20 protein-coding genes and 1 tRNA gene are annotated in these 21,493 nt (G+C 68.9%); 10 read left to right on the plus strand and 11 right to left on the minus strand.

The features are described 5' to 3' along the window. The 4 genes from VGD93_RS02235 to VGD93_RS02250 all read right to left on the minus strand — a co-directional run. A partial coding sequence (locus VGD93_RS02235) for an AAA family ATPase (RefSeq protein WP_395008756.1) occupies positions 1-541 on the minus strand: 541 nt, incomplete at its 3' end. After that, entirely contained in the window at positions 538-1,200 is a 663-nt protein-coding gene (tmk, locus tag VGD93_RS02240) for a dTMP kinase (RefSeq protein ID WP_395008758.1), read from the minus strand. The genes VGD93_RS02235 and tmk, both read right to left, overlap by 4 nt. After that, positions 1,197-2,360, minus strand: a complete 1,164-nt coding sequence (locus VGD93_RS02245; RefSeq protein WP_395008760.1) for a D-alanyl-D-alanine carboxypeptidase family protein — start codon at positions 2,358-2,360, stop codon at positions 1,197-1,199. The genes tmk and VGD93_RS02245 overlap by 4 nt, the downstream gene beginning before the upstream one ends. Before the next feature lie 46 nt (positions 2,361-2,406). Continuing rightward, entirely contained in the window at positions 2,407-3,444 is a 1,038-nt protein-coding gene (locus VGD93_RS02250) for a septal ring lytic transglycosylase RlpA family protein (RefSeq protein WP_395008762.1), read from the minus strand. Between the two features lie 268 nt (positions 3,445-3,712). Here VGD93_RS02250 and metH point away from each other — a divergent pair, with 268 nt between their 5' ends. Continuing rightward, a complete protein-coding gene (gene metH, locus VGD93_RS02255) occupies positions 3,713-7,486 on the plus strand; it encodes a methionine synthase (RefSeq protein WP_395008764.1) in 3,774 nt (1,257 codons plus the stop codon). Between the two features lie 168 nt (positions 7,487-7,654). Beyond that, a complete protein-coding gene (locus tag VGD93_RS02260) occupies positions 7,655-8,017 on the plus strand; it encodes a hypothetical protein (protein WP_395008766.1) in 363 nt (120 codons plus the stop codon). Positions 8,018-8,266: 249 nt separating this feature from the next. Here the strand turns inward: VGD93_RS02260 and VGD93_RS02265 are convergent, their stop codons facing one another. From VGD93_RS02265 to VGD93_RS02280, 4 genes are all read right to left on the minus strand, one after another. Further along, positions 8,267-9,169, minus strand: a complete 903-nt coding sequence (locus tag VGD93_RS02265) for a bifunctional methylenetetrahydrofolate dehydrogenase/methenyltetrahydrofolate cyclohydrolase (protein WP_395008768.1) — start codon at positions 9,167-9,169, stop codon at positions 8,267-8,269. 61 nt (positions 9,170-9,230) lie between these two features. After that, a complete protein-coding gene (locus VGD93_RS02270) occupies positions 9,231-9,974 on the minus strand; it encodes a 5-oxoprolinase subunit PxpA (RefSeq protein ID WP_395008770.1) in 744 nt (247 codons plus the stop codon). Next, the gene (locus tag VGD93_RS02275; RefSeq protein ID WP_395008772.1) at positions 9,971-10,879 is read right to left on the minus strand and encodes a biotin-dependent carboxyltransferase family protein; all 909 of its coding nucleotides are present in this window, start codon (positions 10,877-10,879) and stop codon (positions 9,971-9,973) included. The genes VGD93_RS02270 and VGD93_RS02275 overlap by 4 nt, the downstream gene beginning before the upstream one ends. Further along, positions 10,876-11,550 carry a 5-oxoprolinase subunit B family protein gene (locus VGD93_RS02280; protein ID WP_395008774.1) on the minus strand — a complete coding sequence of 225 codons (675 nt, stop codon included), beginning with the start codon at positions 11,548-11,550 and terminating at the stop codon, positions 10,876-10,878. The genes VGD93_RS02275 and VGD93_RS02280 overlap by 4 nt, the downstream gene beginning before the upstream one ends. A 295-nt stretch (positions 11,551-11,845) precedes the next feature. On the opposite strand from VGD93_RS02280, the gene VGD93_RS02285 reads away from it, so the two are divergent. Genes VGD93_RS02285 through VGD93_RS02320 form a run of 8 tightly spaced genes read left to right on the plus strand, consistent with a single transcriptional unit; the run spans position 11,846 to position 19,444 of the window. Then, the gene (locus tag VGD93_RS02285; protein WP_395008776.1) at positions 11,846-13,006 is read left to right on the plus strand and encodes an extracellular solute-binding protein; all 1,161 of its coding nucleotides are present in this window, start codon (positions 11,846-11,848) and stop codon (positions 13,004-13,006) included. Positions 13,007-13,032: 26 nt separating this feature from the next. Beyond that, on the plus strand, positions 13,033-13,905 hold the full coding sequence (locus VGD93_RS02290; RefSeq protein ID WP_395008825.1) for an ABC transporter permease: 873 nt from the start codon (positions 13,033-13,035) through the stop codon (positions 13,903-13,905). Then, positions 13,905-14,729 carry an ABC transporter permease gene (locus VGD93_RS02295; RefSeq protein WP_395008827.1) on the plus strand — a complete coding sequence of 275 codons (825 nt, stop codon included), beginning with the start codon at positions 13,905-13,907 and terminating at the stop codon, positions 14,727-14,729. Before VGD93_RS02290 ends, VGD93_RS02295 begins: the two co-directional genes overlap by 1 nt. Continuing rightward, positions 14,730-15,779, plus strand: coding sequence for an ABC transporter ATP-binding protein (locus tag VGD93_RS02300; protein WP_395008778.1), 1,050 nt, complete (start codon positions 14,730-14,732; stop codon positions 15,777-15,779). Continuing rightward, complete coding sequence (locus tag VGD93_RS02305; protein WP_395008780.1) at positions 15,772-16,614, plus strand: glycerophosphodiester phosphodiesterase; 843 nt, start codon at positions 15,772-15,774, stop codon at positions 16,612-16,614. The genes VGD93_RS02300 and VGD93_RS02305 overlap by 8 nt, the downstream gene beginning before the upstream one ends. Further along, entirely contained in the window at positions 16,611-17,432 is an 822-nt protein-coding gene (locus tag VGD93_RS02310) for an inositol monophosphatase family protein (protein ID WP_395008782.1), read from the plus strand. The genes VGD93_RS02305 and VGD93_RS02310 overlap by 4 nt, the downstream gene beginning before the upstream one ends. A gap of 1 nt (position 17,433) precedes the next feature. Then, positions 17,434-18,333 carry a myo-inosose-2 dehydratase gene (gene iolE, locus VGD93_RS02315; RefSeq protein WP_395008784.1) on the plus strand — a complete coding sequence of 300 codons (900 nt, stop codon included), beginning with the start codon at positions 17,434-17,436 and terminating at the stop codon, positions 18,331-18,333. 10 nt (positions 18,334-18,343) lie between these two features. Next, a complete protein-coding gene (locus VGD93_RS02320; protein ID WP_395008786.1) occupies positions 18,344-19,444 on the plus strand; it encodes a Gfo/Idh/MocA family protein in 1,101 nt (366 codons plus the stop codon). Between the two features lie 13 nt (positions 19,445-19,457). On the opposite strand, the gene VGD93_RS02325 is transcribed toward VGD93_RS02320, so the two are convergent. From VGD93_RS02325 to VGD93_RS02335, 3 genes are all read right to left on the minus strand, one after another. Then, positions 19,458-19,547: transfer RNA gene (locus VGD93_RS02325), tRNA-Ser, on the minus strand. A 28-nt stretch (positions 19,548-19,575) separates the two neighbouring features. Further along, a complete protein-coding gene (locus VGD93_RS02330; protein WP_395008787.1) occupies positions 19,576-20,547 on the minus strand; it encodes a quinone oxidoreductase family protein in 972 nt (323 codons plus the stop codon). After that, positions 20,544-21,431 carry a TerC family protein gene (locus VGD93_RS02335; RefSeq protein ID WP_395008789.1) on the minus strand — a complete coding sequence of 296 codons (888 nt, stop codon included), beginning with the start codon at positions 21,429-21,431 and terminating at the stop codon, positions 20,544-20,546. Before VGD93_RS02335 ends, VGD93_RS02330 begins: the two co-directional genes overlap by 4 nt. Positions 21,432-21,493: the final 62 nt, after the last annotated feature.

Here is a 21,493-nt window from a genome sequence, read left to right on the forward strand (position 1 = left end):
GCGAGCGGATGGTCGGCAGCAGCTGGCCGGGCCGATGCGAGACGAGCAGGAACAGCGTCTCGGCGGGGGGTTCCTCGAGCACCTTGAGCAGGGCGTTGGCCGATGATGCATTGCAGTCGTCGATCGAGTCGACGATGACCACCCGGTGCCCGGCGCGGCCACGCGTCATGCGCAGGCGGTCGATCAGTTCGCGCACCTCGCCGACGCGAATCTCGGTGTAGAAGCCCTTGCCCGTCTCGCGCGGCGCCCGGCGCAGCACCCTGAGGTTGGGATGGGCGCCGGCGGCCACCTGCTCGAAGACGTGGGCCGGGTCGGCGTCGCCCGTGCGCCGGAAGATGTCGCGCGCCAGCGCGAACGCCAGCGTTGCCTTGCCGATCCCCCTGGGGCCGTGGATCAGGATGCCGCCCGGCAACCGGCGGTCCTCGAGCAACCCCGTCAAATTGGCCATGGTCGCGGCATGGCCGATGACCCCGGCCTGGAACTCGGGCAGCTTCACGCCGTCGAGCTGGTCGGGCTCGCGTTGCTCCGCCGTCGCGTTCACTGCGTCTCGCCGAGCTCGGGAAAGCGCCGCACGACCGTGTCCCAGATCTCCTGCTCCAGCGCATCCTCGCTCTGGTTGGCGGGGATCACCACGCAGCGCCCGGGGTTGTTCGCGGCGATGGTGAGGAACGCCTCCCGCAGGTGGCGGTGCCAGTCGAGGTCTTCCTTCTCGAAGCGGTCGCCGGTGGCCGCGAGCGCCCCTTCGATCTGTCGCTCCCCGACGCGCCGGAAGGCGATCTCGGGGTCCATGTCGAGCACGATGGTGAGGTCGGGCGTATGCCCGTCGAGGGCCAGCTCCTCGAGCCCGCGGATGAGCTTGTCGTCCACGCCGCCGGTCAGCCCCTGGTAGGCGCGGGTGGAATCGTGGAATCGGTCGGAAATCACCCACTTGCCTTCGGCCAGGCTGGGCGCGATCAGCCGGTTGACGTGGTCGAGCCGCGCCGCCGCGAACAGCACCGCCTCCGCCCCCGGCCCCCAGCTTTCCGGCCGCCCCTGCAGGATGAAGGCGCGGATCGCCTCGGCCTTGGGCGTCCCCCCCGGCTCGCGCGTGCGGATGGCGGGGATCGAGGCCCGGCCGAGCCGTACCAGCAGGCGTTTCACCTGCGTCGACTTGCCGACGCCCTCGCCGCCCTCGAAGGTGATGAACCGGGCTTGCGTCAAAGCCAGCCAAGCGCGAGCTGTTTCAGCGCGTCGATCGCCCGGCGCACGAGGTCGCCTTCTTCCACGGTCTCGGCCGCGTAGAGCGGCGTCACCTGCACCACCTTGCCGCCGCAGCTGATATTGAGCTGCCCGACCTCGGTGCCGGCCGCAACCGGCGGGCGCAGCGGCCCGCGATAGGTCACCGTCGCCTGCGGGCAATCCCGGGCGCCCTTGGGGATGAACAGCTCGATGTCGCCCTTGCCGACGAGCCCCACCTGCGGGTCCTTGCCGCCATAGACATTGGCGTAGGCGACGACGGTGCCGGCGGGATACACCGGAATCAGCTCGAAGCCGCGGGCGCCCCAGGTGATCAGCTTGCGCGCCTCCTCGGCCCGCTCGGTCATCGACTTGAGCCCGTGCAGCACCGCGATCAGCCGCCGCCCGCTGGCGGCGGTCGAAACCACCGTACCGTAGCCGGCCGCCTCGGTATGGCCGGTCTTGAGGCCGTCCACGCCGATGCCCATTTCGACCAGCGAGTTGCGGTTCTGCTGGCGGATCTTGTTCCAGGTGAACTCGGGTTCCGAGAACATCGGGTAGTATTCGGGAAACTGGGCGATGAGGAAGCGCGCTATGATGGCGAGGTCGCGCGCCGTGGAGTACTGGTCCGGATCGGGCAGTCCCGTTGCATTGGTGAAGTTCGAGCCGGTGAGCCCGATCTCGGCGCCGAGCTGGTTCATCATTTTGGCGAAGGTCTGCTCGGTGCCGCCGATGCCTTCCGCCAGGGCGATGGCCGCGTCGTTGCCCGACTGGATGATTACCGAGCGCAGCAGGTCCGAGACCTTCACCTTGGAATTGAGCTCGGCGAACATGGTCGAGCCGCCGGAGGCGGCGCCGCCGTCGCGCCAGGCGTGCTCGGAGATGAAGAACTCGTCGTCCATCGACAGCCGGCCGCGCTGCAGTTCGTCGAACACCACGGCGACCGTCATCAGCTTGGCCATGCTGGCCGGCTCGAGCGGCTCGTCCGCTGCCTTCTGGAACAGCAGCGACCCCGATTCGTAGTCCATCAGGGCCGCGAACCGCGCCTTGGTCTCGAACTCCTGCGCCGGCGCAGCCGTCGCCGTGGCCAGCAGCGCCGCGGCGATCGCAAAAGCAAGACTGAGGCAGAAGTTCCGCACCTTCACCCCGAATTGGAGGCGGCCGGCAGCGCCGCCCGACGACTGAGGACGACTAATAAAGAACTAAGCCGCCAAGGCCAAGTTCTTGTGCGCGGGCGAGGACATCGCTGCGCGCCACCCCCGGCTTGAGCCGGGTGAGCGTCAGCCGCGTGGCCGGACGGCCGCCCTGGTCGACCGCTTCCTCCGTCACCGCCGCGAGCGGCGCGAAAGCCAGTACCACCCGCTCCGCTTCCGCCGCATCGCGGAAGCTGCCCAGTTCGAGCCGGATGGCGCGGGCCTCCTCGTCGACCGCTTCGACCCAGCTGTCGAGCGCCAGTTCGCGACTGGCCACGGCGTTGGCGGCGGCGTGCGCGGCGCTGACCGGATTGTCCGCGGCATACCCGAACAGCCCGAAGAAATCGCGCGCCAAATCCTTTGACGAATAGGCGCCCGAGGACTGGCCGGAACCCTGCCCGCGCGGTTCCTCAAGCATGGCGAAGCGGGTGCTGCCGCCCTGCTCCAGCGGCGTTGCGCGGTTGACGCTGGCCAGCAGCATGCGGGTATCGTCGCCTTCCAGCGGCGCCGGGCCGACATACTGCACCTGCACGTTGCCGGTGCCGCGATTGGTGTAGCCGAGGATTTCGGCGGCGCGCCAGGACAGGTCCATCACCCGCCCGTGCAGGTACGGCCCGCGGTCGTTGACGCGCACCATGACGGAGTTGCCGTTGTCGAGGTTGGTGACCCGCACGTATGACGGCAGCGGCAGCGTCGGATGCGCGCCGGTGAGGGCATTGGCCGAGAAGATTTCGCCGTTGGCGGTCTGCCGGCCGTGGAAATCGGCCCCGTACCAGGAGGCGGTACCCTGCGCCACGTAGCCCGTCGGGTCGGCCTGCGGCGTATAGGTGGTGCCGCGCACCGTGTACGGCTTGCCCACGAGGTAGCGCCCTCCCCCCTTGGGCGGATTCGGGTGGGTGCTGAGGCGCGGCGACACCGCAACGCCGAATTCCTTGGAACTGAAGGCCCCGCGTTTCACCGTCGGCCCGATCCCGCTGGGGCCGCCGCAGGCTGCCAGTACCGGCCCCAGCCCTGCCAACAGAACGGCGAGACGCACGGCGCTCCGCCAGCCGCCAGAAATCTTATTCACGCTTGGTTACCCTTACTCAACAGTGTGGGTACTCTAGCGAATGCCGCCCGGCGCTTCCCGCCCGCATGCGCAACGTGGTTGCGAAGCCGTTAATTCGTTTCAAATTGCCGGCATCGGCGCGGCCCTTGCAGCGGTCGGCGCGTTCATATAAAGATATCTTTATATCCCGCCCGTATGGAGCCAGAGCCATTCGCGCCGGGTTCTCATTTGGCCATACCCGACGAGACCGCAAGCGATGACCTCCGCTCCCGCCCCCCATCCCGGAACCCCCGCCCCTGCCAACGGCGATGAGGTGCGGGCAGCCCTCGCCAGGGCGGCTGCCGAGCGCATCCTCATCCTCGACGGCGCCATGGGCACGATGATCCAGGCCCTGAAGCTCGATGAGGCCGGCTATCGCGGCGAGCGCTTCCGCGACTGGCACAAGGACGTGCGCGGCAACAACGACCTGCTCAACCTCACCCAGCCGGCGGCCGTCCGCGACATCCACCTGCAATATTTCCGCGCCGGCGCCGACATCGTCGAGAGCAACACCTTCTCCTCTACCTCCGTGGTGATGGCCGACTACGGCATGCAGGAGCTGGCCTACGAACTCAATTTCGCCGGCGCCCGCCTGGCGCGCGAGGCGGCGGCGCAGGCCGCGGCCGAGGACGGCAGGCGCCGTTTCGTCGCCGGGGCCCTCGGCCCGCTCAACAAGACCGCGTCGATGTCCACGGACGTGAGCAATCCGGGGGCGCGTTCCATCACCTTCGACCAGATCGTCGAGGCCTATGCCGAGGCCATCAACGGGCTGATGGACGGCGGGGCCGATCTGCTGCTGTTCGAGACGATCACCGACACCCTCAACACCAAGGCCGGCATCTTCGCCGCCCAGCGCATCTTCGAGGAGCGCGGCAACCGCCTGCCGATGATGATCTCGGGCACCATCACCGATCTGTCCGGCCGCACCCTGTCCGGCCAGACGCCGACGGCGTTCTGGTATTCGGTCCGCCATGCCGACCCGTTCACCATCGGGCTCAACTGCGCCCTCGGCGCCGCCACCATGCGGGCCCACATCGCCGAGCTGTCCGACGTCGCCGACACCTTCGTGTGCGCCTATCCCAATGCCGGCCTGCCCAACGAGTTCGGCGGCTATGACGAGACGCCCGAGTTCATGGCCAGCCAGCTCGAAGGCTTCGCCCGCGACGGGCTGGTCAATATCGTCGGCGGCTGCTGCGGCTCCACCCCCGAGCACATCCGTGCCATCGCGGCGGCGGTGGGCAAGCACAAGCCGCGCGCGGTTCCGCGCATCGGCCGGCGCCTGCGCCTCGCCGGGCTCGAGCCGTTCACGCTGACCGACGAGATCCCGTTCGTGAATATCGGCGAGCGCACCAACGTCACCGGCTCGGCCCGCTTCAAGAAGCTGATCACCGCCGGCGACTACCAGGCTGCGCTCGAGGTGGCGCGCGACCAGGTGCAGAACGGCGCCCAGATCATCGACATCAACATGGACGAGGGCCTGATCGACAGCGAGAAGGTGATGGTCGAGTTCCTCAACCTGCTGGCGGCCGAGCCCGACATCGCCAAGGTGCCGCTGATGATCGACAGCTCCAAGTTCGAGGTCATCGAGGCGGGGCTCAAGTGCATCCAGGGCAAGGCCCTGGTCAATTCGATCTCGATGAAGGAGGGCATCGAGAAATTTCTCGAGGCGGCGCGGGTGGTGCGCAGCTACGGCGCCGCCGTCGTGGTCATGGCCTTCGACGAGCAGGGCCAGGCCGATACGCTCGAGCGCAAGGTCGAGATCTGCACGCGGGCCTACAGGCTGCTTACCGAGGAGGTAGGGTTCCCGCCCGAGGACATCGTCTTCGATCCCAACATCTTCGCCATCGCCACCGGCATCGAGGAACACGCCGGCTACGGCATCGCCTTCATCGAGGCGACGCGCAAGCTGCGCGAGACCCTGCCCCACGTCCATATCTCGGGCGGCGTCTCCAACCTCAGCTTCTCGTTCCGCGGCAACGAGCCGGTGCGCGAGGCCATGCACTCGGTCTTCCTCTACTATGCCATACAGGCCGGCATGGACATGGGCATCGTCAATGCGGGCCAGCTCGCGGTCTACGAATCGATCGACCCGGAGCTGCGCGAGGCGTGCGAGGACGTCATCTTCAACAAGCGTGCGGACGCCACCGACCGGCTGCTCGCCATCGCCGAGCGCTACCGCGGCGGCGCCGGCCGGGAGTCCGGCCTCAAGGACCTGAGCTGGCGCGACAAGCCGGTCGAGGAGCGCATCGCCTACGCGCTCATCAACGGCATCACCGAGTTCATCGACGCCGATACCGAGGAGGCCCGGCTCAAGGCCGAGCGGCCGCTGCACGTCATCGAGGGGCCGCTGATGGACGGCATGGGCATCGTCGGCGACCTGTTCGGCTCGGGCAAGATGTTCCTGCCGCAGGTGGTCAAGTCGGCCCGCGTCATGAAGCAGGCGGTCGCGCATTTGCTCCCGTTCATGGAAGCCGAGAAGGTCGCGAACGGCGGCGACGGCGAACGCCGGGCCGCCGGCAAGATCCTCATGGCCACGGTCAAGGGCGACGTCCACGATATCGGCAAGAACATCGTCGGCGTGGTCCTCAGCTGCAACAATTACGAGATCATCGATCTCGGCGTGATGGTGCCCTCGCAGAAGATCCTCGAGACGGCGCGCCGCGAGAACGTCGATGCCATCGGCCTCTCCGGCCTCATCACCCCCTCGCTCGACGAAATGGCCCACGTCGCCGCCGAGATGGAACGCGAAGGCTTCGACATCCCGCTGCTGATCGGCGGGGCGACCACCAGCCGCGTGCACACCGCGGTCAAGATCCACCCGCAATACCAGCGCGGCCAGGTCGTCTACGTCAACGATGCCAGCCGCGCCGTCGGCGTGGTCTCGACCCTGCTGTCGGCCGAAAACAAGCCTGCCTACGTCGCCGACATCCGCGCCGAATACGAAAAGGTCGCCGAAAAGCACGCCCAGAGCGAGGCCGAGAAGCAGCGCCTGCCGCTGGCGAAGGCGCGCGAGCGCGCCTTCCGGACCGATTGGGCCGCCTACACGCCGCCCAGGCCCACCTTCCTCGGCACCCGCGTGTTCGAAAGCTACGACCTCGCCGAGATCGCCAGCCACATCGACTGGTCCCCCTTCTTCCAGGCTTGGGAACTCAAGGGCCGCTACCCCGCCATCCTCGAGGACGAGGAGCAGGGCGAGGCCGCCCGCCAGCTCTGGGAGGATGCCCAGGCCATGCTGCGCACCATCATTCAGAAGCAGTGGTTCCGGCCCAAGGCGGTCATCGGCTTCTGGCCGGCCAACACGGTGGGCGACGACATCCGCCTCTACACCGACGAGAGCCGCAGCGAGGAGCTGGCGACGTTCTATACGCTGCGCCAGCAGCTCACCAAGTCGGGCGACAAGCCGAACATGGCGCTCTCCGACTTCGTGGCGCCGCGCGACAGCGGCAAGCCCGACTGGGTCGGCGGCTTCGTCGTCACCGCCGGCCCGGAGGAGCACGCGCTCGCCGAGCGCTTCGAGCGGCAGAACGACGACTATTCCTCGATCCTGGTCAAGGCGCTCGGCGACCGCGTCGCCGAGGGCTTCGCCGAATTGATGCACGAGCGGGTGCGCAAGGAGTTCTGGGGTTATGCCCCGGACGAGCAGTTCACCGCCGAGGAACTCATCCACGAGCCCTACCAGGGCATCCGGCCGGCGCCGGGCTATCCCGCGCAGCCCGACCACACCGAGAAGACGACGCTGTTCCGGTTGCTCAACGCCCGCCAGCGCATCGGCGTCCAGCTCACCGAGAGCTACGCCATGTGGCCCGGCGCGTCGGTGGCCGGCCTGTACCTGTCGCACCCCCAGGCGTTCTATTTCGGCGTCGCCAAGGTCGAGCGCGACCAGGTGATCGACTATGCCGCCCGCAAGGGCATGGAGGTGGCCGAGGTGGAGCGCTGGCTCAGCCCGATCATGAACTACACGCCCACCCCGGCGGCCGACGCGGCGGAGTAGGCATGAGCGCGGCCTCCCGCCATGCCCCCTCCCCGACCCTCCCCACAAGGGGGACGGTGCCGCTCCCTGCATGGGCACGATCAGGCCATATCCACCGGGTCACACCCTCCCCCGCTTGCGTGGGGAGGGATGGGGAGGGGGTCCTATGGGATCCTCGGAAGGGCTAAAATGACCGACCCCTTCGCGCGGCTCCCCGCCCCCATTCCGGTGACGGTGACCACCTCCCCCGTCGCCATCCCCGGCGACGACGGCACGGCCGTCATCGTCATGCAGCCGTCCCGCCACGATCACGCCGCCGGCGTCGAATGCATCGCCTGTGCCACCGCGGCCGACATCCGCGCCGCCCTGTTCGACCTGCTGCAGTCGGCCCGCGACGGCCACCGCCCGATGTTCACCCGCGTCGTCGTCGATGCCGGCGCCCTGCCCGACCCGCAGGACGTCATCGACCGCCTGACCCCGGGCAAGATCCCTGCCCTCGGCCTGCGCGACCACGCCGTGCTGCGCAACTTCCGGCTGGTCGACGCGCCGTAGCCACGCCCAACTCGCCTTGCCGGAGGCCCCGGGGCCTCTCAGTCGGGGACTCCTCCCCCGTTTACGGGGGAGGGGGACCGCCCGTAGGGTGGTGGAGGGGGCGCGCCTGTGTAAAGATTGCAGGTGTGAAGGTTGCCGTCCGAGCCTTTCCTCCACGGACCGGGAGCACTTGTCCCCGTCGGGCCGCGGCGCGGTATGCTCTTCGCCGCTCACCCCCGGAGGACCCGTCCGATGACCGGAAGACGATGGCTAAGGCGTCAGGTCCTTGGGCGGCACCAGGCCGTTGATCAGCGACGCCGTGGTCACCGTGTTGGCCAAGAGGCACGCGATGGTCATCGGCCCGACCCCGCCGGGCACCGGCGTGATCGCCCCGGCTACCTTGGCCGCCGCCTCGAAATCCACGTCGCCCACCAGCCGCGTCTTGCCCTCGCCCTTTTCCGGCGCGGCGACGCGGTTGATGCCGACGTCGATCACGGTGGCGCCCGGCCTGATCCAGTCGCCTTTGACCAGCAGCGGCCGGCCGACCGCGGCGACGACGATATCGGCTCCGCGCACCATTTCCGGCAGGTTCTTCGTTCGCGAATGTGCGACAGTTATCGTGCAGTTTTCGCGAAGCAGCAGTTGCGCCATCGGCTTGCCGACGAGGTTGGAGCGCCCAAGGATCACGGCGTTGAGTCCCTCCAGCCGGCCCAGCGTGTCGCGCAGCAGCATGAGGCAGCCGAGCGGCGTGCACGACACCGGCCCGGGCAGCCCGATGGAAAGCCTGCCGACGCTCTCCGGCGTGAAGCAGTCGACGTCCTTCGCCGGCGCGATGGCAAGGATGACCCGGTTCGGATCGATATGCTTCGGCAGCGGCAATTGCACAAGGATTCCATGCACTCTGTCGCTGTTGTTCAAGCGGCCAATGAGGTCGAGCAGCTCGGCCTCGCTGGTTTCCGCCGGCAGCTCGTACTTTTCCGACAGCATGCCGGCCTCGACGGTCTGCCTGGCCTTGTTGCGTACATAGACCTGGCTGCCGGGGTCTTCGCCGACGATGACCACGGCGAGGCCGGGGGTGATGCCGTGCTCGCGCTGCAGCCGCTGCACGTGCCCGGCGATGCGCCCGCGCAGCCCCTCGGCGAAAGCCTTGCCGTCGATGATCCGTGCCGTCACTGTGCGCTCCCTCGGCTGTCAGGGCCCGGGTATGAAACACTTGCCGCCGCGGCGCAACGCCCTAGGGGGTCGAAGCCACCGCGATGCCGGCCGCGTGCAGCGCTTGCCGCACCCGCCGCGCGATCGCGACGGCCTCGGGCGTGTCGCCGTGGACGCACAGCGAGCGCGCCTCGCTGGTGAGGATGGAGCCGTCGGCGGCGACGATCTCGCCGCGCTGCGCCAGGCGGACGGCACGGGCGGCGATGGCCTCGGGGTCGTGCAGCACGGCCCCGGGCTCGGCCCGTGGCACGAGCAGGCCGTCGGGCCGGTAGGCGCGGTCGGCATAGGCCTCGCGGATGACGCGAAAGCCCAGGGCCTCGGCGGCCTGCACCTGCGCGCTGTTGTCGAGGGCGAGAATCGCGAGGTCGTCGACCAGCCCGGCGACGGCGGCAAAGCACACTGCCGCCACCGCCGGCTCCTCCGCCGCCATGTTGGCGAGCGCCCCGTGCAGCTTGACGTAGCGCACCGCGACCCCCTCCTCCACCGCGATCTCGACCAGCCGGCGCACCTGCCCGCGCACCTGGGCGTCCAGTTCCGCCGGCGGCAACAGCAGCCGGCGCCGCCCGAAATGTTCGCGGTCGGCGAAGCCCGGATGCGCCCCGACGGCGACACCCCGCGCCTTGGCCGCGCGCACCGTCGCCCGCATGGTCGCCTCGTCGCCGGCATGGCCGCCGCAGGCGACCGAGGCCGACGACACCAGTTCCAGCAGGGCCGCGTCGGCGCCCATGCCCTCCCCCAGGTCGGCGTTGAGATCGAGGCTGGTCATGGCGCGGCGTCGCCCCGCAGCGCGGCATGGGCCTCCGCCAGCGTCACCGGCTGGAAGCGTATGCGGGCCCCGGGACGCAGTTGCGCCATGCGGTCGCAATCGGCGTCGATCACCGTGGCGATGCGCGGATAGCCGCCGGTGGGCTGATGGTCGCGCATCAGCACGATCGGGGTGCCGTCGCCGAGGATCTGGATATCGCCGGGGACGACCGCATCCGACACCAGCGAGAGGATCGGGGCCCCGGCGAACACCCCCGCCTGGTCCTCGAGACGCACCCCCATGCGGTCGATGCGCGGCGAAACGATGAATGTCTCCGCAAGGAAGCGCTGCCGCACCTCGCCCGCGAACAAATCGGCGTGCAGCCCCCACAACACCCGGATCGGTCCCGCCCCGGGAGCGGTCGGGCGCGGGTGCGCCGATGGCCCCGGGGCCACGGCTTCGCCGAGCGGCAGCACGTCGCCGGCCCGCAGTTCCCGCCCCTCGAGGCCCCCCAGCCGCGCCACGAGGCTGGTCGCGCGGCTGCCGAGCAGCGGCTTCACGTCGATTTCGCGGCTGAGCCGGAGGTAGCCGTAATTGCCCGCCGGGCCCGGGGTGATATCGATCTCGTCGCCGTCATCGAGGCGCAGTCGCGCCGGCCAGGCCAGCGTCTCGCCATTGCGGCGCAGGGTGACCTGGCCGCCGTCGACGGCGGCGCCGACGCTGCCCCCTTCGACCCGCAATCCGAGCCCGGCCGTGGTGAACTCGATGGCGGTCGCCGCAGCGCCGCCCAGCCAGGCGCCGGCGCGCCGGAAGGCGGCCCGGTCCATCGGGCCCGCGGCGCTGATGCCGTGCCGCAGGTGGCCGAAGCGGCCGGCGTCCTGCAGCGTCGTCAGCGGCCCCGCCCGGAGGATGCGCAGCGCCGTCACCTTGCCGCCTCGAACACGATCTCGTCGCCCTCGCGCAGCAGCGTCGGCGGGGCCCGCAGCGGATCGAAATTGCGGAAATCCGTGCGCCCGATGACGTTCCAGCCGGTCGGCAGCGGTGTCGCGGTGATCGCCGTCTGGCCCGCGGCGAACAGGATCGTGCCCGCCGGCACCAGCGGCCGCACCGTACTCCGACGCGGCACCGACAGCGCATGGAAACCGCAATAGACGAAGCCGGGCGCAAAGCCCGTGGTCAGCACCCGGAGCGGGCGGGCATTGTGCGCGGCAACGAAGGCGCTCCGGCTCATGCCGAGCCGTTGGGCCACTTCGTTTAGGTCCGGCCCCTCCTCGCCGCCGAAACGTGCCGCGATCCGGTGCCGTGCCGGCGTGCCGGCCCCCGTCGCGTCGGGCCGGCCCAGCAGCAGGCGGACCTCGCCGGCGAGCCGATCGAAGGCGATCGTCGCCGGGTCGTAGCGAAGCAGCACCGACACCAGGTTGGGGGCGATCTCGTTGACCCCGTCGAGCCGGGTCTCTCCGAGCCGCCGGGCAAAGCCGACGGCAGCGCGGTTGGCCTCGTCCGACAGCGACGAGGCGAAGCGGACCAGCAACCCGCGGTCGCCGAGCGCGACGATGAGGGGATTGGAAAGCGGCGCCGGCGCCACCGTCTGTGCCATCAGGGTGCCCCGGGTAGAAGGGCCCGCCCTCCTGGCCGTCTTCGATGCAGAACCAAGGCCTTCGACTGCCCCCGACATGAGCGTGCGGCGTTGCGTAGGAGCTTAGTGACTCCCCGGATTCTGGACAAGCACCCGCGGCGAAACGGAATGATTCTTGCGCTCTTCGGTTGATATAGAACGTCCATTCTATTTTTCGCTTGCCACGTCTTCCGGGCCAGCTAATGTGCTCGCTTGGAGCCGGCGGGGAACCGGCCGGCCGCGGGCGACCCGACGGCCGAATGCAAGGGAGAAGGCTATGAAACGTCGCGATTTCATCATCTCTGCCGGCGCGCTTGCGGCCGGCGCGAGCCTGATGCCGCGCCTGGCCCAGGCGGCGCCGGGCGTCATCGACTGGTACACCAGTTCGGACCAGAACGTGCTCGACTTCTGGACCAACGTCGTCAAGCCCAAGTTCGAGGCGGCCAATCCGGGCGTCACCCTCAACCTCGTTGACGGCGGCGACAATGCCGGCCTGCAGGCCATCGCCGAACGCGCGCTCGCCGCCCTCGGCAGCAACGCCGACCCGCAGGCCGACATGTTCGAAGGCTTCGACGCCCGCCAGCCGGTCGGCGCGCTGGACAAGGGCCTGTGGGTCGACATCAAGGCCGCGGGCCTGTCGAACTACGACAAGATCAACCCGCTCGCGCTGGAACTCGACGGCATGCCGCAGAACCTGCCCTATCGCGGCTCGCAGGTGCTGCTCGCCTACGACACCACCAAGCTCTCCCCCGACGCCGTGCCCAAGACCTGGGCCGACCTCGTCGCCTGGATTAAGGCGAACCCGGGCCAGTTCATCTATAATCGCCCGAACAAGGGCGGCTCGGGCGGCAACTTCGTGCGGCGCGCCATCTACGAGGCGAACGGGCGCGATCCCTCGCTGTTCAAGGTCGACAACTACACCGCCGAGGCCGCCGGCAAGATGCTCGATCCCGCCTGGGAGATGCTCAAGGACCTCGCCCCCGCGCTCATGGACGGCGGCGCCTACACCTCGGGCAACACGCAGTCCATCCAGCTGCTCGGCCAGGGCGCTGTGACCATGATCCCCGCCTGGTCCGACCAGACCATCGCGGCGATCAACCAGGGGGCGCTGCCGGAGACCACCGGCCTCGTCCAGCTCCAGGACCTGGGGTTCCCGGGCGGCTTCGCCAGGCTCACCATCCCCACCAACGGCGTCAACAAGGACGCCGCGCTCAAGCTGGCCGATTTCGTGCTGACCGAGGAAATCCAGTCCGCCGTCCTGACCGAACTCGGCGGCTTCCCGGGCGTCTCGTGGGACCATGTCTCGGCCGAGCTGCGCGAGAAGTACAAGGACGTGATCCCGGCCTCGATCCCGGTCTTCCCCGGCGGCGACTGGGAGAAGGCGATCAACGAGGGCTGGTACCGCGCCGTGGCGCCGAACGTGGATCCCAATGCGTGACTGATACGTCCGCGGGCAATATCGCCATGGCGACGTCGCCCGCGGGCGATATCGTCGGCACGAGGAAGCGCTGGTTTATCGGCCTGCTCATGGTGGCGGCGCCGGTGTTGCTGGTGTGCTGGCTGATCATCTACCCGATCGTCTCGGCGGTGGTGCAGACCGTCTGGCTGCCGGATGCGTCCGGCGGGCACCGGTTCAGCCTCGAAACCTACCAGTTCTTCTTCACCGACTCCTACAGCCTCAACAACCTGCAGGTGACGCTGTGGACGACGTTCGTCTGCGCCGTCCTGCTGCTCGTCATCTGCCTGCCGATCGCGCTCTACCTGCGCTTCTCGAGCGGCCGGTTGCCGGCCTATGTGCAGGCGCTCGCCATCTTTCCGATGTTCGTGCCCTCGATCATCCTGAGCTACGCCTTCATCCGCGTGCTCGGTCCGAACGGCATGGTGGACATCCTGCTCAACGCCGTCGGCCTGCCCAAGATCCGCTCCCCCTACCTGACGCCCTGGGGGCCGGTCATCGGGCTCGTCTGGGATCATATCCCGCTCACCGTCCTGATCCTGCTTTCGGGGCTCGGCAACGTCTCCAACCAGTCGATCGAGGCGGCCCGCGACGTCGGCGCGCGGCGCCTGCGCGTGTTGTGGGACATCATCCTGCCACGCATCTCCAACTCCATCCTCGTGGCCGCCTCCTTCGCCGTGCTCGGCATCTTCTCGGCCTTCACCATTCCCTACGTGCTCGGCCCGGCGGCGCCGGAGATGATGGGCCCGTTCATGCAGCGCACCTTCCGCGAGCTCTACGATCCGACCAACGCCATTACCCAGGCCGTGGTCTCGTTCGGCTTCTGTATCGTCTTCGGGCTGTTCTATGTCCGCTCGGTCGCAAGGAACCGCAAGGCATGATGGGCACCGCCGTCGCTGCCAGGCGCCGCATCGACTGGACCGGCCTGTTCTTCGCCGTGGTCCTGACGCTCGCCATCATCTTCCCGCTCGTCGTGGTCGGCACCTGGGCCTTCGCCAATGTCTGGCGCTATCCCGCGGTCGTGCCCCAGGAACTCGGGCTAAGGTACTGGTATGCCACGCTGGCGCGCGCCGACGTGTGGACCTCCATCACCATGAGCCTCAGCCTGTCGGTCATGGTGACCCTGATCTCCTGCGTGATCTGCCTGCCGGCGGCCTATGCCTTCGCGCGCATGGAGTTTCCGGCCCGCAACCTGCTGTTCTTCTCCTTCCTCGCCGGGCAGGCCTTCCCCAAGTTCGGGCTGCTGGTCGCCATCGCCGGCATCTTCCTGGGGCTCAATCTCATCGGCAGCTTCTGGGGCGTGGTGCTGATCCAGCTCGTGGGGACCCTGCTCTACATGATCTGGATTCCGGTGGCGGCCTTCCAGTCGGTCGACCGGCGCATGGAGGAGGCGGCGCGCGACGTCGGCGCCTCGCCGTTGCGCGTCTTCTGGTCCATCACCCTGCCCCAGGCCGGGCCGACCATCGCCGCCGCCGTGCTGCTCAGCTTCGTGGGGACCTTCTACGAGACGGAGGGGGCCTGGCTCATCGGCGCGCCGGCCATCCGCACCATGCCGGTCCTGATGATCTCCTTCATCAACAACCAGCCCGTCATCCAGTATGGGGCGGTGCTGTCGGTATTGCTCTGGCTGCCGTCCTTCTTCGCCATCCTGTTTGCCCGGCGCGTCGTCAATTCGGGCTCCTTCGCCCGCGGTTTCGGAGGCTAGATGTCCGTCCTCGACATCCAGAACGTCACCAAGCAGTTCGGCCTGGTGAAGGCCGTCGACAGCTTCTCCCTCACGGTCGCCGACGGCGAGTTGGTCTGCCTGCTCGGCCCTTCGGGGTCCGGCAAGTCGACGCTGCTGCGCATGGTCGGGGGCTTCGAGAGCCCTACCGGCGGGGTCATCACCATCGATGGCGAGGACGTGACGCGCGTGCCGCCCGAGCGCCGGCCGACCGGCATGGTGTTCCAGAGCCATGCGCTGTGGACGCACATGAACGTCTTCCGCAACATCGCCTTCGGCTTGAAGCTGCGCCGCCTCCCGGCCGACGAGATCAAGCGCAAGGTCGATGCCGTGCTCGAACTGGTCGGGCTTGGCGGCTACGGCACGCGGCAGGTGACGCAACTTTCCGGCGGCCAGCAGCAGCGCGTCGCGCTGGCGCGCTCGCTCGTGCTCGAGCCCAAGATCCTGCTGCTGGACGAGCCGTTCGCGAGCCTCGACCAGCATTTGCGCGAGCGCCTGCGCGAGGAGGTGCGCGACATCCAGCAGCGGCTCGGCATCACGACGCTCTTCGTCACGCACGGGCAGGACGAGGCGCTGGCGCTGGCCGACCGCATCGTCGTCATGCGGGACGGCGCGACCGAACAGATCGGCGCCCCCGATACGGTCTACCGCGAGCCGGAAACGCCCTTCGTCGCCGGCTTCATCGGCACCATGAACCTCGTCGAGGGCACGATCGGGGGCGGCACCTTCCGGCACGCAGGCCTGGCCGTACCGGCGCCCGCGCCGGACGGGCCGGCGACCCTCGCCGTGCGTCCGGAAGCGCTCGACATCCGGCCGGCCGCCGGCGCGGGCATGGCGTTCATCCACCGCGTCACCGACTACGGCACGCACGCGCTCGTCGACATCGAGTTGCCCGACGGGCTGCGTCTCAAGGCGATGGTGCCCGAGGCGCGCGACTGGAAGTCTGGCCAGGCGGTCGATATCACGCCGCGCGCCTATGCCCTGTACCGCGACAACAGCGTCATCCACCGCAGCGCCGAAAAAAATGACTGACCCCGTTTCGGTGACCCGCGCCGGGCACCGCACCTTCCTCAAGTGGCACCGCGCGCGCCGACGCGCCTCCGACCCTGTCTTCACCGGTGCCCGCATCCTCGAAGCGATGCGGCTCGGCGCCAGCGTCGAGGTCGATCTCGTGGTCACCGGGGACGGGAATTTCGCCGTGCTCCATGACACGACCCTCGATCGCGAGACCACGGGCCGGGGGCCGGTCGCCGCGGCGAGCGACGCCGCCATCCGCCGGCTGCGCCTGCGGGACAATGACGGGGCGCCGACGGACCATCCCGTCATGCTGCTCGACGATCTGGGCGCGCTCCTCGCTGCCGCGCCCATCCATCCGGACGCCCTGCTGCAGCTCGACTACAAGCAGGACGAGACCGTCCTCGACGAGCGGGCCCTTTCGCGCTTCGCGCGCGCAATTGCGCCCGTCGCCCGGAACATGATCGTCTCCTCCGGCTCGGCCAGGGCGGTGCAGATGCTCACCGGTGTCGTCCCCGGCCTGCGCAGCGGCTACGACCCCAGCGAGGAAGAGACCTTCCGCGCCACCCTCGCCAGCGGCCGGCTCCAGGATTTCGTCGACGACGCCCTCGCGGCCGCGCCCGACGCCGAGATGATCTACCTCTACTGGGAGATCGTCACGCGCGCCGCCGACGCCGGCTTCGACATCGTCGCGGCCTTCCACGCGCGCGGCCGCCGTATCGACGCCTGGACCATCCAGTCGGTCGATGCAGCCTCGCTCGCCGTCGTCGGGCGCCTGCTCGCCCTCGGGGTCGACCAGATCACCACCGACGATCCCGAGGGACTCCTCGCCGCACTCGGAGTGCCCGCATGAACTACGATGCCGTGCTGAGCGACATGGTGGCCGTGGCCCGCGACGCGGGGGCGCTGACGCTCGAATATTTTCGCCGCTTCCGCGACATCGACATCGGCATCAAGGGGCCGGCCGATTTCGTCTCCGATGCCGACCTTGAATCCGAGCAACTCATCCGCAAGGCGCTCTTCTCGCGCTATCCGGACTGGAGCTTCACCGGCGAGGAGTTCCCGCCCGTGAGCGGCACGGATCGCGAGCACCGCTGGCTCGTCGACCCCATCGACGGCACCACCAACTTCATCAACGGCCAGCACTACACCATCTCGATCGCGCTTCGGCGCGGCAGCCAGACGGTCTGCGGCGCGCTCTACAATCCCGTCGCCGACGAGATGTTCACCGCCATGAAGGGCGGCGGCGCCTTCCTCAACGGCGAACGGCTGGCGGTCAGCGAGCGGACCGAGATCGGCCTAATGACCATCGGCACCGGGCTCGCCACGCGCAAGCTCACCACCTACCCCGGGTTCTACGAGCGCCTCGCCTCAATCGTTGGGGAGGTGGGCGGGGTGCGTACCCCCGGCAGCGCCGCCAATTGCTGCGCCCACGTCGCCATGGGCCGGCTCAGCGGCTATTTCGAGGAGACCGGCTTCACCGATACGGCGGCCGGCATCCTCATGGTCGAGGAGGCCGGCGGCGTCGTGACCGACTGGTGGGGGCGCGGCCCCGAGATCTACGAGAAGACCGGCTGCCTCATCGCGGCCAACAGGGCGACGCACGCCTATCTCATCGAAAAGCTGCGTGCGGCGCCGATCAAGAACGAGACGCACGGGAAGGCGAACTGACATGGCGGTGCGCATCGGCATCAACCCGATCACCTGGGTCAACGACGACGATCCCAGCCTGGGCGGGGCCACGACGCTTGAAACCATCCTCACCGAGACCAAGGCGGCCGGTTATGCCGGCAGCGAACTCGGCACCAAGTTCCCGCGCGATTCCGCCGTGCTCGGCCCGATCCTCGCGCGCCACGGGCTGTCGCTCGTCTCGGGCTGGTACAGCGGACGCATTCACGAAAAGGAGGTGGAGGCCGAGTACGAGGCGATCCTGCCGCACCTGACGCTGCTGCGCGATCTCGGCGCCAAGGTCGTCGTCTATGCCGATACCTCGGGCGAACGCGACCAGATGAGCCGCTACCCCGTTTCGCAGCGGGCCCGTCTCGACGACGCCGAGTGGCCGACCTATGGGCGCAAGATCACCGCGCTCGCCGACCGCATGGCCGAGTTCGGCGTGCGCATGGCGGTGCACCACCACATGCAGACCATCGTCGAGACCGACCACGAGATCGACCAGTTGATGGCGCATTCGGGCGAGAGCGTGGGCCTGCTGTTCGACACCGGCCACTGCGTCTACGCCAAGGGCGACCCGGCGGCGCTGCTTGCCCGCCACGTCAAGCGCGTCAACCACGTCCACTGCAAGGATCTCCGCCGGCCGATACTGGAGAAGGCCTGGGCCACCGACATGAGCTTCATGGACGCGGTGCTCGCGGGCATCTTCACCGTGCCGGGCGACGGCTCGGTGGACTATCCGCCGCTGCTGGCGCGTCTTGCGGACGCCGGCTATTCCGGCTGGCTCGTCGTCGAGGCCGAGCAGGACCCGGCGAGGGCGCACCCGCTCACCTACGCCACGATGGGCTACGGCAACCTGCGGCGCATGGCCGAGGCGGCCGGCTTCACCGTTTCGGATTGAGGGAGACACCATGCCTGCACTCAAGGTCGGCATCATCGGGGGCGGCCTGATCGCGCAGGTCGAGCACCTGCCCAACCTGCTCGCCCTGCCCCAGCTGTTCACCGTCGTCGGCATCGCCGATCCGTCGGCCAAGGTGCGCGCGCATCTCGCCGAACGCTACGGCATCGCCGCCGTCGCCACCGCCGAGGAGATCTTCGATCTCGGGCCCGACGCCGTGGTAGTCGCTACCCCCGATTCCTACCACGCCGACATCGTCGTTGCGGCGCTCGCCCGCGGCCTGCACGTCTTCACCGAAAAGCCCCTGTGCTACGACGTCGCCGACGCGCGGCGGGTGCTGGCCGCACGCGACGCCGCCGGGCAGGTGGTGCAGGTCGGCTACATGAAGCGCTTCGATCCCGCCTATCTCGCGCTGCGTGACCTGCTGGCCCGCCACGAGGGGGCGCTGCGGGCGGTGACGGTCGACGTCGTCGATTCCGACGCCTGGGCCTACGTGGCGCACCGCGACCTCATCGTGCCCGACGACGTGCCCGAAGCGCTTATCGCCGAGAGCCAGGCGCGCAAGCAGGCGCAGGTCACGGCGGCGCTCGGCCTCCCCGATCCGGACCCGGCGGTGTTTCGAGGTTTCTCGGGCCCGTTCTGCTCGAGCCTCGTGCACGACCTCAATCTCGTGCAGGGCTTGCTCGAGGCGGCCAAGGTGCATGTCGGCAGCCCGCTGGCGGCGGCCTTCATCGCCGGCGGCCGCGACGGCGGCACGCTGACCGCGCGGCTCGATCCGGTCGGCGCCGTCGCCACCATGACCTGGGTCGCGGCGCCGAAGGTGGCCTACTACTCCGAGCGCATCCGGCTGGTCTACGAGAACGCCGTCTACGAGCTCGAATTCCCCTCCCCCTACCTCAACCACCACCCGACGCGGCTGGTCGAGCGGCGCTCGCAGGGCCACCACCTCGAGGAAATCCACCACCGCCCGTCCTATGCCGAGCCGTTCGTCGAGGAGCTGAAATCCTGGCACGCCGCCATCACCGCCGGCACGCCGGTGGTCAACACCGTCGAGCAGGCCGCGCTCGACCTCGACCTGCTGGCACGCTTCGCCCGCCTCGCACAGCCCGGCTGACGCGGGCCGGAACTGGCGGGTAGGGAGGGATTCGAACCCCCGGAACGCTTGCGCGTTCGCCGGTTTTCAAGACCGGAGCAATCAACCGCTCTGCCACCTACCCCCGCTGCGCCTTTAACCCGGGCCCGGCCTCACGGCAAGAGCAGGGTCGAGCCCGTGGTCTGCCGCCCCTCGAGGGCGCGGTGCGCGTCGGCTGCGTCGGCCAGCCGGAAGCGCTGGTGGACGACGATGTCGAGCGTGCCGTCGCCGATGGCCGCGAACAGCATCTTCGCCGCGTGGCGGAGCTCGGCCGTGCTGGCGAAATACGTCTTGGTGGTCGGCCGCGTCACGTACAGCGACCCCTTGGTCGCGAGGATGCCCAGATTGGGCACCGCCACCGGCCCCGAGGCGTTGCCGAAGCTCACCATCAGCCCGCGCGGCCGCAGGCAATCGAGCGATTCCTCGAAGGTCGCCTGCCCGACGCTGTCATAGACGACGTCGACGCCGCGCCCGCCGGTCAGTTCGCGCACGCGCTTGGCGAAGCTCTGCTCGCGGTAGTTGATGACCTCGTGGCAGCCATTGGCGCGGGCCAGCTCCACCTTCTCGGGCGAACCGGCCGTGCCGTAGACCGTCGCTCCCAGCGCCCGCGCCCAGCGGCAGGCAATGAGCCCGACCCCGCCCGCCGCCGCCTGCCACAGGATGGTCTCCTCCGGCTTGAGCTTCCACGTCTCGAACAGCAGGTAATACGCGGTCATGCCCTTGAGCATCGCCGCCGCCGCCGTCTCGAAGTCGATGTGGTCGGGCAGCGGGATGGCGCGCCCCGCCGGCAGCAGCCGCTCCTCGGCATAGGCGCCGCTGGGGCCGATATAGCCCACCCGGTCGCCCACCCGGATATCTTCGACGCCCTCCCCGACGGCCGTCACCACCCCTGCCCCCTCGTTGCCGGGGACGAACGGCAACTCGACCTTGTAGAGGCCGCTGCGCTCGTAGCAATCGACGAAATTGAGCCCGATCGCCTTGTTGGCAATGCGGATCTGGCCCGGACCCGGCGCGCCCGGGTCGCGGTCTTCCAGCTGCATAACCTCGGGGCCGCCGTGCCGGCGGACGATCTGTGCCCTGCTCATGATTTCTTCCTCGGTGCAGATTTCGGCCGCGCCCTGGCGCGCGACGCGGGGGTGGACTTGCGTTTCGGCTTCGGCGCCGGCGGCTCGCCCGATGCGGCTTCCGCGGCCGCGGCGACGACGCGCGTCATGGCGACGACCGGGTTGGCGGTGAGGCCGTTGGCCTCTGCCTGAGCCTGCCGGCGCTGCTTGACGACGATGTTGACCGCCTCGACCAGCACCGAGAAGCCCATGGCGGCGTAGATGTAGCCCTTGGGAATGTGCAGCCCCAACCCGTCGGCCACCAGCGACACGCCGATCAGCAGCAGGAAGGCGAGCGCCAGCATCTTGGTGGTGGGGTGCTCGGAGACGAACTTGGCGACCGGGCCGGACGCCACGAACATGACTCCGACGGCGACGATCACCGCCGCGATCATCACCTCGACATGATCGGCCATGCCGACCGCTGTCACGATCGAATCGACCGAGAACACCATGTCGATGACGATGATCTGGGCGATGATGGCGGCGAACCCGGCCGAAGCCTGGCGGGCCAGCGTCGGCTCGTGCGGGCTTTCGATCTCGGCGTGCATCTCGTGCGTCGCCTTGTAGATCAGGAACAACCCGCCGGCGAGCAGGATGATGTCCTTCCAGCTCAGTTCCAGTTCAAACAGCGTCACCGCCGGCTGCGTCAGGCTGATGATCCAGGAGATCACCAGCAGCAGCAGGATGCGGAAGATCAGCGCCAGCGACAGGCCGAGGGTCCGTGCCTTGTCGGCCTGGGCCTGCGGCAGGCGGGATACCAGGACGGAGATGAAGACGATGTTGTCGATGCCGAGGACGATTTCCATGACCGTCAGCGTCGCAAAGGCGATCCAGGCGTTTGGATCGGCGAGTAGCTCAAGCATCTGGGGCTCCGCAGGGAGGTGACACGGTCGCCTTATCTAATTTGCCGCGGCCGGAGTTGGAA

The organism is Devosia sp., from assembly GCF_036406155.1.
Classification (GTDB): domain Bacteria; phylum Pseudomonadota; class Alphaproteobacteria; order Rhizobiales; family Devosiaceae; genus Devosia_A.